This window comes from Bacillus cereus group sp. BfR-BA-01350, from assembly GCF_022663775.1.
Taxonomy (GTDB): Bacteria; Bacillota; Bacilli; order Bacillales; family Bacillaceae_G; genus Bacillus_A; species Bacillus_A paranthracis.
Genome location: NZ_JAKUGD010000007.1, coordinates 18,422 through 31,276 on the forward strand (window position 1 = coordinate 18,422; position 12,855 = coordinate 31,276).

The following is a 12,855-nucleotide window of genomic DNA, read 5'->3' on the forward strand; positions in this document are numbered from 1 at the left end:
ACTACTAGCCAATCACTTGACTAGCAGGGCTTACTGATATATTTAATTAACTTTCGTTATAATTGGTTAAATAAATCGTAACAGTTAGTTACCCTATTAATATTAATATAACGGCTTAAATGTAGCATAGGGCGGGGGAGGAAGGCAAAAATTAGCGTTTTACTTATGTCCTTCTAGCAAAATCTTCTCTATCTCTTCAAAGTGATGAGCACGAGCATGCTCTAGCGGAGTAACACCATCATTATCTGGAATGTTTACATCTGCACCGTGCTCAATAAGAAGGCGGATAACTTGTTGTTGTGTTTCATCTCCGTTGTTTAGTACGATGGCTTCCATTAAAGCTGTCCACCCGAGATTATTGACATGGTTTACATCGATATTTGTTCGCGTGAGGAGTTCTTTTATAACATCAATATAACCATGTTCTGAGGCAGGGATAAGGGCTGTTCCGCCGTAACGATTCGTAAGTGTTGGATCTGCGCCGGCATCAATCGTTAGTTTTAAAATATCCAAGTAACCTTCTGCACCGGCGTATAGAAAGGGATTGTTTTTCATATCATCTTGGATATTTACGTCAGCACCAGCTTCGATAAGTACTTTTGCGGTTTTTACATCATTTTTATATGTAGCAATCATAAGAGGGGTGCGTCCTTTATTGTCTGTTATATTTATGTCAGCCCCTTTTTTGAGTAACGATATAACAGTATTCGTTCCTTGTTTCTCAGTAGCTGTTAGTAGCGCTGTCTCCATGTTTATCATCTCCTTTTTAACTTCTTGTTCTTGCGAGCAACCTTGTAAAAAAATTACGCAACATATCATGCTTACTGTTTTTTTGAACATGGAATTTCAACCTCCTCATTTCAACTGTAAAAGAAGAACATTAAATTTTTATAAACTGACGCTAAAATTACTATAAAATCGCTTGAGTATTTGAACATATATTTTTATGCTTATGAGTAATAAGGTTTGATAAAGTGAAACTTTAATCAGTGGGGGGGGGTTCATCCCCCCCTGATTATTAGCCCACACCAATCGGGCTTTTATGGGCAGCCCGACCCCCACTTAACTTCTTTGCTTTCTCTAAATTTTGAGGTGGGGATCTTACTGCCCGGCAAATAGCGGGGTAAAGTGAGGATGTAACATATGTCTATTAAAACAAGGTTTTTATTTTCTTATATCGCTGTCATTCTCGTTTCCATTACGCTTATATTAATCGCGGGATTTTTAATCGTTTTTTCGATAACAGGTGATTTGGAAGCAGTGAAAAATTTCTATAAAAGCTCCTATATTCAAAAGCCGCTTACGTCAGAAGAAGAGAATGCGTATATTGAGTTAAAGACGGCAGCAAAGAAACATCAATCGCAACTATTAGATGAATCGTTCGTTTCATCACTTGAAAAAGAAGGGGTGAAAATTGTTGTAAGAAAGGGAGAAACCATTTCTTATGCTACAAAAGTATTTGAAAGTGGGGCTTTAAAGGTAGCCCTTCCGAAATTTGAATCTGCAAATATTAATAGTCGTGGTACAACGGAACTCGGCGATACATTTTATCGATATGTAAAGTTTGATTTTTATTTTCCTCAGGAAGAAGAGGGGAGTATATTTGTATTAAAGAAGCAAAGTTCATTTGTAGATCTTACACAAAAGTTATTTCCGATTTTGTTCGTATCACTTTTACTGTTAGCTATTTTACTTATTGGATTATTAAGTTACCTCGTTTCAAGAAGTGTTATAAAACCAATCTTTGTATTGAAAGATGCGACTGAAAAAATTAAAGAAGGAAATTTAAATTTTCAAATACCAGTTACATCGCACGATGAAATTGGGCAATTGAATCAAGGATTTGAGGAAATGAGGAAGAAATTAAAAGAATCGATAGAGATGCAAACGCAGTATGAAGAAAATCGAAAAGAGCTCATTTCAAACATCTCTCACGATTTAAAAACACCGATTACATCTATTATTGGATATGTAGAAGGAATAAAAGACGGAGTAGCAAATACGCCAGAAAAAATGGATAAGTACTTAACGACTATCCATACGAAAGCAAGACATATGGATACACTCATTGATGAATTATTTTTATTCTCAAAGCTTGATTTGAATCGAGTTCCCTTTCAGTTTGAAACGGTTGAATTAAATATGTTTATGCAAGAATTAATAGAAGAGATGCAGATGGATTTAAGTAAAGAAGGTATAGAAGTTAACTTACAATTACATGCATCACCACTTTATGTAAAGGCTGATTGCGAAAAGATAAATAGAGTGATATCAAATTTAATTCATAATAGTGTGAAATACATGGATAAAGAAGAAAAGAAAATTACTGTAACAGTATCGATTGATAACAATAAAGTGATTGTGAAAGTAATGGACAACGGATCAGGTATAGAATCTGGTACACTTCCTTATATTTTTGAACGTTTTTATCGTGCAGAGCAATCGAGAAATTCGAGTACAGGTGGAAGTGGACTTGGTTTAGCAATAGCGAAGCAAATTGTTGAAGAACATGGCGGAGAAATTTGGGCGGAAAGCGAGCTTGGGGAAGGCACAAGCATTTTCTTCTCATTGGAAAAAGTAGAGGAATGTGGTGAGTAAATTGAAAAGAATTTTACTAATAGAAGATGAAGTAAGCATTGCAGAATTACAGCGAGATTATTTAGAAATTAATGATTTTCAAGTTGATGTAGAACACTCTGGAGAAACAGGTTTACAAATGGCTCTGCAAGAAGACTACGATTTAATTATTTTAGATATTATGCTTCCGAAAATGAATGGATTTGAAATTTGTAAGCAAATTCGAGCTATAAAAGATATTCCGATTTTACTTGTTTCAGCAAAAAAAGAAGATATAGATAAAATTCGCGGACTCGGCTTAGGGGCGGATGATTATATAACGAAACCGTTTAGCCCGAGTGAATTAGTCGCAAGAGTAAAAGCACATATTTCTCGTTATGAAAGATTATTAGGAAATGTAAGTAAGCAACGCGATACGCTATATATTCACGGAATCTCTATTGATCAAAGGGCGAGGAAAGTTTTTATAAACAATGAAGAAGTTGCGTTTACAACGAAGGAATTTGATTTATTAACATTCTTTGTCACAAACCCAAATCAAGTATTAAATAAAGAACAGCTATTTGAACGCATTTGGGGATTAGACTCCGCTGGTGATTTAGCAACTGTTGTCGTTCATATTAGAAAGTTACGTGAAAAAATTGAAAGAGATCCTGCTCACCCGCAATATATTGAAACAGTATGGGGGGCTGGTTATCGTTTTAATGTGTAGGGAACCTGTCAAAGTTTTGGCAGGTTTTTTTGTATGTGATCAAAAGGGGAGAATAGGTAATTTATGTTAAAATATAAAGAGAGATAAAAACATAGGAGAGTGTGAGAGGGCGTGCTACATTTTGGGGGATATATTAAAAGATAATAAATCAAACAAGGCTTTAAAAATCGGGACTAATATTATACTTATCTTATTAATTATTGGTGCAATACAAATGTTTTATGATGAAGATTATACAAATGATCATTTTGGTTGGTTATTTATGATGGTCTTTTTTGCAATTAAAATAGTTTCTAGTTTTCTAATAAGTTTAAAAGAAGGAGATAAAAAGGCAGTATTTATTGATTTAGGTTTAGTGGTTTTGTGTGTTCTTCTTTTAATTGTTACTAGTTGAAATACTTCTTTTGAAAAAAGCTCATAGTCTTATAGAGACTATGAGCTTTCCTTAATAATAACGGTACTAATGTAACAATTTATAAAATGTTCGAGTAGTAGAAGTAAACTGAGCAGCTTCTTCCAAAAAGGGATAATGATTACTCTCTTCAAATATCATAAAAATAGAATTACGTATGCCCTCATGCATCTCGATAGAATACTGAATTGGGCACTGTACATCATGTCTTCCGCATATAATAAGGGTCTTTGTTTGGATGGAAGGTAAATCCTTTCTTAAGTCAAATGAAAGATATTCATTGGTGAAAGCATTCATACGGCTAGCGGACATAGTTTTTTGGATTGGTTTACAAAAATAAGAATTGTAGTTTTCCGGTTTATATAATGATAATTTTGTTCTCTTAGTAGATAGCTCTTTCCGTTCTTCACTTGTAAGGTGAGGGCTTTTTAAATTTTCGATGAGCTGTTGCATATAATGAAACTGAGGATGTTCCGGATGATAAATACAAAATGGTGTTTCAGTATAATTACTTGCTGCGGCTCCAACGACGACTAGTGATTGTAAGGATTTGGGATATGTGATTGCGTATAGAAGTCCAAGCATACCTCCTGTTGAATGACCAGCGAAATGCCATGTTGGAAGTTGTAAAGTTTCTCGTATTGCTTCTAAGTCGTGAATTGTTTCAATCATACTTAATTCGTTTTCTACCTGGGCTTTTGCTGAGTTACCAGCGTCTCGTAAATTAATGAGCAATACACGATGCGTAGCAGTGAAAACATCCGCAAAGTAATCACCAGTTTCATTAAATTGTGAATAGTGATGTGTAATGCAAAGCGGTTCGCCATTTCCTTTTGTAAAAAGTTCAAATGTACCACGTTTCGTATGGATCATTTGTTGTTTCCACATAATATTACGACCTTTTCCCATAAAGTCCGTTAGTACATAAAAATATATCAGCGATTATTAGAATATATCGACTTACCGACAGAAATCGACAATAAATAAAAGGAGGCTATTCAAAAACGAGCCTCCTTTTCGTTTAGTACAAAGATTTTTTCATATTATTCCGAATAATTTCAAGGGATTTCGCTACAGTTAATGCGTTCTTTTCTTCAATTTCTGGTTTGCGGGGGATAGGTTTATACATGTTGTCTGGATCTTCCCATGTGAGGGGAAGTTCTGTTTCTGCTTGTCCTTTCCAAGCGTCAATCCATTCTGGAGGGAGATAACCTGAGATGTTTTGGATGTTATTCATTTCGAGCCAAATGAGTGCCCACGCTCTTGGGACGACGCGCCAATGGTCATAGCCACCACCGCCGACAGCAATCCAGCGACCTTCGCAATATTCGTTAGCGATTTCGCGAGCGAGCTTCGGTATCTCGCGGTAAATATTCATCGTTGCGCAAAGGTGTGTAAGTGGATCGTAGTAATGTGCGTCAGCGCCATTTTGCGTTAAAATAATATCCGGTTTAAAGTATGCGGCAACTTCTTTTACGACAGTTCGATAGGAATCTAAAAACGATTCGTCTTCTGTAAAAGCATCGAGTGGAACGTTAAAAGAATAACTATAGCCATTACCTTGTCCGCGTTCATTTACAGCGCCAGTTCCAGGGAATAAATATCGCCCCGTTTCATGTAGTGAAATGGTGCATACGTTAGGATCGTCATAAAAAGACCACTGTACACCATCACCGTGATGAGCATCTGTATCAATATATAAAACGCGTAAACCGTATTTCTTCTGAATATATTTCATTGCGATGGAACTGTCGTTATAAATACAAAAGCCAGATGCCTTGCCGCGGAAGCCGTGATGTAAGCCGCCACCTAAATTAAGCGCGTGCTTTACTTTTCCAGAAAGAACAGCGTCAACAGCTGTTAACGTACCGCCAACGAGTAATGCACTTGCTTCGTGCATATTTGGAAACATCGGTGTATCTTCTGTTCCGAGTCCATATGTCATCGCAATTGATTTTTCTAACTTTCCTTCTCCAGCACGTTTTACCGCATTTATGTACTCCTCTGTATGAATGTAGGCAATCTCTTCATCTGTAGCCATCCGTGGTGAGATGATTTGAGAAGGAGAGATGAAACCGCCCTTTTGTAATAAATCATACGTAAGTGTGACGCGCAGTTGGTTAAAAGGATGATCAGGGCTAAATGAATAGCCCCGAAAGTCATCCGAATAAATAAACGCGCTACTCATGCTTGCATCCCCATAATGTTCGGCCATAATACGCGGTAGCCTTCTGCCTCAAGTGCATCAATCACTTTTAGCGGATTCATCGTTTGGATGCGGAAAACGAGTACTTTATCATTCTCATCTTTTGCTGGGTAGACGAGAACGCTCACGATATTTATTTGTAACTCACTAAAAATAGCAACGACTTTTCCGAGAATACCAGGTTCATTTTTTACTTGAATTTCAATTTGTGAACTCGGTTGATGAGCTCCTGTTAATTTCACTAACGTGTGCAGTACAGTAGATTCAGAAATGATTCCAACTAACTTTCCAGCCTTTGTAACAGGGAGACAGCCAATTTTATTTTCAAAAAATAAAGTAGCAATTTCCTCAACGAAATCGAGAGGATGGCAAGTCATAACAGGGTGTTTCATAATAAGTTCAAGTGGTTGCTTCAGCATATCGAGTGAAACTTGTTCATCTAAAATAGACGGACTTGCATCTCTTACATCCCGATCAGAAATAATGCCTACGACATGATTATTTTGATCGACAATTGGAATGTGCCGAATGCCTTTCGTGCGTATCGTTCGGATTGCTGTTTCGATTGTATCGTTTGGGTGTAGTGTCAACACATCTTGATTCATAATTTCTTCTACAATCATTCCAGTTGCCCCCTTTATTTAATACATAAAACGATTGTGAAAACGTAGACGATCAAATGCTTGAATAGAATCCGTATCAACGCGTTTGCCGATGCGGACCATTAAACAGTTAGCGGGATGCGAGCAAATTTCAGGATCATCTGTAGCCATCCATTGTAACCCGCCGGCATTCATCATCTTTTCCATTACTTTTCGATATTCCCAAACATTTAAGCCTGTTTGTTTCAAATCCCAGTGCCAATAATATTCAGTCGTCAATATAATGTAATCTTCCATATAATCGTCCATCATAGAAACCTCTAGTAAGTTCTTTCCGACAGAACTCCCGCGGAAGGCTGGGACCACTTCAATTGCTCCAAGCTCAATTAGGTTTTCCATTTTTCCTTCTGACCATCGTTCAAGTGGATCAGGATACAAGTATGTAACATATCCAACAATCGTTTGGTCATGTCTAGCGATAATGAGACGAGCTTCTGGTAATTTAGAAATTTCGACAATTGCTTTATATTGCTGCTCGGCAGGACGAAACGCAACTAAATCTGGATGAAATTCATACATTTCTAAGTTATGTGTAGAGACAGGACCTTCAATAATTAAAGTGCCTTTCGCTGTTTTTAAGTTTCTAGCATTATATATTTTTTTATGGATCAATGTATTGCTCACCACCTTGAGGGTTTGTGAATCTATTCATATCGTACTTTATAATATATGCGATGTGAATCGAATTTTGTCATTAAAAATTTGTCTAAAAATCAACAAATATACTGAAAATTTTAAATAATGTCTTTATAATAGATAATAGAATACATAGGAGGGGGATGTAAAGTATGAAAGTAGAAACGCTTCCTGTCATTAAAGGAGAAAATAATTTGCCGAATTATGATGAGGCATACGCGAATTTTAACTGGGAAGAGGTTAATAAAAACTTTACTTGGAATGAAACAGGCCGAGTAAATATGGCGTATGAGGCAATTGATAAGCATGCGAAATCCGATCGAAAGAATAAAGTAGCCCTTTATTATCAAGATGGATCGCGAAAAGAGAAATATACATTTAAGGAAATGAAGGATTTTTCTAATAAAGCAGGAAACGTCCTGAAAAATTATGGCGATGTAGAAAAAGGCGATCGCGTTTTTATTTTTATGCCGCGTTCCCCAGAGTTATATTTTGCCCTTCTTGGTGCAGTGAAATTAGGGGCAATCGTTGGACCGCTATTTGAAGCGTTTATGGAAGGAGCAGTTCGCGATCGTTTAGAAGATAGCGAAGCAAAGGTGTTAATTACAACGCCTGAATTGTTAGAGCGCGTACCATTAAATGATTTACCAGCTTTAAAAACAGTCTTCCTTGTTGGAGATCATGTAGAAGAAGGCGGTAAAACGGTAGCGTTCAATCCTTTATTCGAACAAGCTTCAAAAGAATTACATATCGAATGGTTAGGCCGTGAAGACGGTTTGATTCTACATTACACGTCTGGTTCTACTGGCAAACCAAAAGGTGTGCTTCATGCACAAAACGCAATGGTTCAGCACTACCAAACGGCGAAATGGGTATTAGATTTAAAAGAAGATGATGTATACTGGTGCACAGCTGACCCAGGCTGGGTAACTGGAACTGCTTACGGTATTTTCGCGCCGTGGTTAGTCGGAGCATCAAATGTTATTTTAGGCGGACGATTTAGTCCAGAAGCTTGGTATGAAGCACTGCAAGATTACGGTGTAACAGTTTGGTATAGCGCACCAACAGCTTTCCGTATGTTAATGGGTGCTGGACAAGATGCAATTAAAAAATATGATTTATCACAAGTGCGCCACGTGTTAAGCGTTGGTGAACCGTTAAATCCAGAAGTAATTCGCTGGGGTATGAACGCATTTGGACTTCGTATTCATGATACGTGGTGGATGACAGAAACAGGTGGACAAGTTATTTGTAATTACCCTTGTATGGAAATCCGTCCAGGTTCAATGGGGAAACCAATTCCAGGTGTGAAAGCAGCGATTGTTGATAATGAAGGAAATGAAGTGCCTCCATACACAATGGGGAACTTAGCAATTGGCAAAGGTTGGCCAGCGATGATGCGTGGAATTTGGAATAACAAGCAAAAGTATGAGTCTTACTTTATGCCGGGCGATTGGTACGTATCAGGTGACTCTGCCTATATGGACGAGGATGGATACTTCTGGTTCCAAGGACGTATTGACGATGTAATTATGACGTCAGGTGAGCGCGTTGGACCATTTGAAGTAGAAAGCAAATTAATCGAGCATGCTGCTGTTGCAGAAGCTGGTGTAATTGGTATTCCTGATCCGGTGCGCGGCGAAATCATTAAAGCATTTATCGCGCTTCGAGCAGGATACGAGCCATCTGAAGAATTAAAAGAAGAAATTCGTCAATTTGTAAAGAAAGGTCTAGCAGCTCATGCAGCGCCAAGGCAAATTGAATTTAGAGACAAATTACCGAAAACGAGAAGTGGTAAAATTATGCGCCGCGTATTAAAAGCGTGGGAGTTAAACTTACCAACAGGTGACTTATCAACGATGGAAGATTAAGAGAGAAAGGTCTGAACGAAATAGTGTTCAGACCTTTCTTTTTTCTTCCCTCTTTAACCTACATATAAAGAGGGAAGAAAATGAAAACAGAAAAAGAAAAAATGATACTAGGAGAAATATATATACCGACTGATCCAGTTGTATGAAAAGATGTGCCAGATCATGTAGTAGTTGGCGGAAATCCTGCAAAGATTATAAAAAAATAAAATAATATTTGAACGAAGTGCCTTCCTCGTCTGTATACATTTATGAAAGAATAGATGAGGGAGGCTTTTATATGCCTAATAAATTACTTTTTACTTTTGCTTTAATCGGAATTATAGTTGTATTTTCTTGTGGAATGTTTTTGCCAATGCCAATTGGATTTAAAGTTTCAATGTTCACAGCTGGAGTTATGATGAGTGTTATGTTTTCAATCATTATTCCATTTGATAGAAAACATATAGTACGGAAAAATGGATATAAAATTGATTTTACAAAAACAAAAGTGTATTTTCGCTGGAATGTATTTGATACGATTTCGGTTTGTCTTGCAGTGTATGCATGTATATGTGTGCAAGTATTAAACTTTTTAGTTTCAAGTGGTCATACGATACAAAATCCGTATGTTCAATTTTTTACGAATCAATCGCAAGTATGGATTATTGTCGCAAGTTGTTATTTAATTTCCCGTATTTCATTAACATTAAAAGGAATAAAGGAGATCAAAAATCATGGCGCAGATTGGGATTGAGGAGGAGCTCATGCTTGCGTATCAAATTGGAGATAAGCAGGCTGGGGAAAAACTATATGTTTTAATCAAACCAGCGCTATACACATTTTTATATCGATTTAATCGAGATGAACAATTAAGTATCGACCTTGTACAAGATACGTTTTTGACGTTAGAACGAAAGAAACATATGTATGAACTTGAAAAAGGAAAAATAAAAACGTATTTATTTCAAATCGGTTATCGCCTTATGATTAATAAATTAAATAGAAGAAAAAAGTGGCGTACGCTTTTGCCGTTTTTAGTGCCGATTCCGGAAAAAGAATTTTCTCACGAAGATCGGCTCACAGTAAGGGACGCGATTTTGAAAGTTCCTGAAGAGCAAAGAGCGGTCCTGATCCTTTCTTATTATCATGATATGCAGCAAAAAGAGATTGCAGAGGTATTAGATATTCCAGTCGGAACGGTGAAATCAAGACTCCATAATGGGATAAAGAAATTGAAACAATTGCTGGAGGTGGATGAAATTGAGCGAAAATCCCTTTAAGAGTGAATATAAGTTAAAGCAACATTTAGATAGTGATCATGTAGAAATACCAGACTTTCCAAAAACGGTAAGTCGCTTCGATCGATTAATCGGATTTCTTGGTTCTCCGGCGAAAGATCCTGTGGAGGCTACGATTGGGAATGATTTATCAGTTGTGTTTCACGTATCATTATTAGTTGGTGTTCCAGTTCTTTCTCTTATTACGATACTCTTTATGACGTTGTAAAGGATTGGCAAGAGGAGAAATCCGACCTCTATTTGACACGCCTATATAAATGATGGTATAAAGAAAAGTATATGAATAATTGAGCGTGGAAAGGGAGAAGTAGTGATCATTTCCCTGTTTTAGAGAGCTGATGGCCGGTGAAAATCAGCACATAGATGATCGCGAATTACGCCCCTAGAGCATCTTTTTTCGATTGAATTGTATTCAAAAGGGAAAAGACGGTGCTAAGCCGTTATGTAAATAAGGTGGTAGGCTTTTTTGGTCTGCAACTAGGGTGGTAACGCGATAATCAAAATCGTCCCTTATTTGAAGGGGCGATTTTTTTATGTTTTCAACCTTCACGCCAGTAATGAACTTAAAGGAGAGTATGTAGGATATGGGTATTTTACAAGATCTTGAATTTCGCGGTCTAATTAATCAGCAAACAGATGCTGAGGGCCTTGAGCAATTATTAGAAAAAGAAAGCGTTAAATTATACTGTGGTTTCGACCCGACAGCGGATAGCTTACACATTGGTCATATGTTACCAGTATTAATGTTACGTCGTTTCCAATTAGCTGGTCACCAACCAATCGCACTTGTTGGCGGTGGTACTGGTATGATCGGTGATCCAAGTGGTAAAAAAGCAGAGCGTACATTAAATACGAAAGATACAGTTGCTTACTACACAGAAAGCATTAAAAACCAACTTTCAAACTTCTTAGAGTTCGAAAACGTGGAAAACCCAGCAACAATGGCTAACAACTATGACTGGCTTGGTAACTTAGATGTCATTTCATTCTTACGCGATATTGGTAAAAACTTCGGTTTAAACTATATGTTAGCGAAAGATACAGTAGCATCTCGTTTAGAGACTGGTATTTCATTTACTGAGTTTAGTTACATGATTTTACAATCATACGATTTCTTAAACTTATACCAACACCATAATTGCCGCCTACAAATCGGTGGTAGTGACCAATGGGGTAACATTACAGCTGGTCTTGAATTAATCCGTAAATCAGAAGAAGATGCAAAAGCATTCGGTTTAACAATTCCACTAGTTACGAAATCTGACGGTACGAAGTTTGGTAAAACAGAAGGCGGCGCAATTTGGTTAGACCCAGAGAAAACAACTCCTTACGAGTTCTACCAATTCTGGATTAACACAGATGACCGCGACGTTGTTAAATACTTAAAATACTTCACATTCTTATCTCATGAAGAAATTCTTGAGCTTGAAAAGCAAGTAGCTGAAGCACCAGAAAAACGTGCAGCACAAAAAGCATTAGGTGCAGAAATGACAAAACTTGTTCACGGCGAAGAAGCATTAGAGCAAGCGATTAAAATTTCAGCTGCATTATTCAGCGGTTCTGTAGCAGAATTGACTGCAAGCGAAATCGAGCAAGGATTCAAAGACGTACCATCTGTAGAACGTACTGCAGAAGATACAGTATTAATCGACTTACTTGTAGAAAGCAAAATCTCTCCATCAAAACGTCAAGCACGTGAAGATGTAACGAACGGCGCAATCTACGTAAACGGTGAGCGTACACAAGCATTAGACTACGTTGTAACAGAAAAAGACCGCATCGAAGGTAAATTCACAATCATTCGCCGCGGTAAGAAGAAATATTTCTTAATTCGTTACTAATCCGAAACGAATATAAACAAATAGTACCCCGAATTGTAGGCTGAAAAGTTTATGATTCGGGGTTTTTATGTATGAATTTAGATTACCTCACGAGTTCTTGTAAATAGAATATGAAGAATTAATACGATCATATAAAGTAAGCTAATAAGCATAACGATAAATGCTGTTGGATAAAATTTTGCTGCATATATAAAGAAGTCGATTTGATAAATATCTTCGTAATTTGAAACGGTGCCTTTGAAGTAATTCGTAAACTTAGCGCTATATTTCCATTCATCAGGATCATCTATTAAATTACTTCCCTGATACCAATTAATAAGCGCGGAAGTAATAAATAACATACATGCACTGCCTAACTGAACCATTTGGTTTATTGTCAAAATGAATCAACCTCCTATTTTATGGTTATTATAGCGTGCATTCATATACTTGTAACCATTTTGTTGTAATCTCCTTTTCGAGTTCATACGGAAATCACATGTAAGCGGTATGATAAATGTATAACAACTAGAAAGGAGTGGTAAAACAAAATGTCACTAGAAGCGCTCATTATTTTTTCTTTGCTAAATGCGGGTCAGCTTGCAGAGAATTCGAAGGTGGATATACATAAAGAGCAGAAAGATGCTTATGTATATGTTCAGAAAGAGGAAAATAAATAACT

The 12,855-nt window shown here is 37.0% G+C and carries 15 protein-coding genes and 1 other annotated feature; of the genes, 9 read left to right on the forward strand and 6 right to left on the reverse strand.

The window, feature by feature from the left end:
• Positions 1–159: 159 nt before the first annotated feature.
• Positions 160–840, reverse strand: a complete 681-nt coding sequence (locus MR147_RS16175; RefSeq protein ID WP_242304548.1) for an ankyrin repeat domain-containing protein — start codon at positions 838–840, stop codon at positions 160–162.
• A gap of 303 nt (positions 841–1,143) precedes the next feature.
• Between MR147_RS16175 and MR147_RS16180 the strand changes: the two genes are divergently transcribed.
• From MR147_RS16180 to MR147_RS16190, 3 genes are all read left to right on the forward strand, one after another.
• Positions 1,144–2,598 carry a sensor histidine kinase gene (locus MR147_RS16180; RefSeq protein WP_242304550.1) on the forward strand — a complete coding sequence of 485 codons (1,455 nt, stop codon included), beginning with the start codon at positions 1,144–1,146 and terminating at the stop codon, positions 2,596–2,598.
• 1 nt (position 2,599) lies between these two features.
• Positions 2,600–3,289: a response regulator transcription factor gene (locus tag MR147_RS16185; protein ID WP_001993852.1), complete on the forward strand. Its 690-nt coding sequence runs from the start codon at positions 2,600–2,602 to the stop codon at positions 3,287–3,289.
• 121 nt (positions 3,290–3,410) lie between these two features.
• Positions 3,411–3,683: a hypothetical protein gene (locus tag MR147_RS16190; protein ID WP_000502324.1), complete on the forward strand. Its 273-nt coding sequence runs from the start codon at positions 3,411–3,413 to the stop codon at positions 3,681–3,683.
• A 66-nt stretch (positions 3,684–3,749) separates the two neighbouring features.
• On the opposite strand, the gene MR147_RS16195 is transcribed toward MR147_RS16190, so the two are convergent.
• The 4 genes from MR147_RS16195 to acuA all read right to left on the reverse strand — a co-directional run bounded on the left by MR147_RS16195 (position 3,750) and on the right by acuA (position 7,181).
• The gene (locus MR147_RS16195) at positions 3,750–4,610 is read right to left on the reverse strand and encodes an alpha/beta fold hydrolase (RefSeq protein ID WP_242304551.1); all 861 of its coding nucleotides are present in this window, start codon (positions 4,608–4,610) and stop codon (positions 3,750–3,752) included.
• Positions 4,611–4,722: 112 nt separating this feature from the next.
• Positions 4,723–5,889, reverse strand: a complete 1,167-nt coding sequence (acuC, locus tag MR147_RS16200) for an acetoin utilization protein AcuC (protein WP_000092796.1) — start codon at positions 5,887–5,889, stop codon at positions 4,723–4,725.
• Entirely contained in the window at positions 5,886–6,530 is a 645-nt protein-coding gene (locus MR147_RS16205) for an acetoin utilization AcuB family protein (RefSeq protein ID WP_242304552.1), read from the reverse strand. The genes acuC and MR147_RS16205 overlap by 4 nt, the downstream gene beginning before the upstream one ends.
• Positions 6,531–6,548: 18 nt before the next feature.
• The gene (gene acuA / locus MR147_RS16210) at positions 6,549–7,181 is read right to left on the reverse strand and encodes an acetoin utilization protein acetyltransferase AcuA (RefSeq protein ID WP_000581400.1); all 633 of its coding nucleotides are present in this window, start codon (positions 7,179–7,181) and stop codon (positions 6,549–6,551) included.
• Between the two features lie 176 nt (positions 7,182–7,357).
• Between acuA and acsA the strand changes: the two genes are divergently transcribed.
• The 5 genes from acsA to tyrS all read left to right on the forward strand — a co-directional run bounded on the left by acsA (position 7,358) and on the right by tyrS (position 12,194).
• Positions 7,358–9,076: an acetate--CoA ligase gene (acsA, locus tag MR147_RS16215; RefSeq protein ID WP_000862042.1), complete on the forward strand. Its 1,719-nt coding sequence runs from the start codon at positions 7,358–7,360 to the stop codon at positions 9,074–9,076.
• A gap of 277 nt (positions 9,077–9,353) precedes the next feature.
• Complete coding sequence (locus MR147_RS16225) at positions 9,354–9,809, forward strand: hypothetical protein (protein WP_074606483.1); 456 nt, start codon at positions 9,354–9,356, stop codon at positions 9,807–9,809.
• Complete coding sequence (locus MR147_RS16230; RefSeq protein ID WP_074606485.1) at positions 9,790–10,335, forward strand: RNA polymerase sigma factor; 546 nt, start codon at positions 9,790–9,792, stop codon at positions 10,333–10,335. The genes MR147_RS16225 and MR147_RS16230 overlap by 20 nt, the downstream gene beginning before the upstream one ends.
• Positions 10,316–10,561: a hypothetical protein gene (locus MR147_RS16235; RefSeq protein ID WP_074606487.1), complete on the forward strand. Its 246-nt coding sequence runs from the start codon at positions 10,316–10,318 to the stop codon at positions 10,559–10,561. The genes MR147_RS16230 and MR147_RS16235 overlap by 20 nt, the downstream gene beginning before the upstream one ends.
• A 77-nt stretch (positions 10,562–10,638) precedes the next feature.
• Positions 10,639–10,867: a binding site (T-box leader), on the forward strand.
• 70 nt (positions 10,868–10,937) lie between these two features.
• Complete coding sequence (gene tyrS / locus MR147_RS16240; protein WP_000512096.1) at positions 10,938–12,194, forward strand: tyrosine--tRNA ligase; 1,257 nt, start codon at positions 10,938–10,940, stop codon at positions 12,192–12,194.
• Between the two features lie 77 nt (positions 12,195–12,271).
• Here tyrS and MR147_RS16245 read toward each other — a convergent pair whose 3' ends face one another.
• Complete coding sequence (locus MR147_RS16245; protein ID WP_074564663.1) at positions 12,272–12,574, reverse strand: YjdJ family protein; 303 nt, start codon at positions 12,572–12,574, stop codon at positions 12,272–12,274.
• Between the two features lie 150 nt (positions 12,575–12,724).
• Between MR147_RS16245 and MR147_RS16250 the strand changes: the two genes are divergently transcribed.
• Positions 12,725–12,853, forward strand: coding sequence for a hypothetical protein (locus tag MR147_RS16250; protein WP_000050940.1), 129 nt, complete (start codon positions 12,725–12,727; stop codon positions 12,851–12,853).
• Positions 12,854–12,855: the final 2 nt, after the last annotated feature.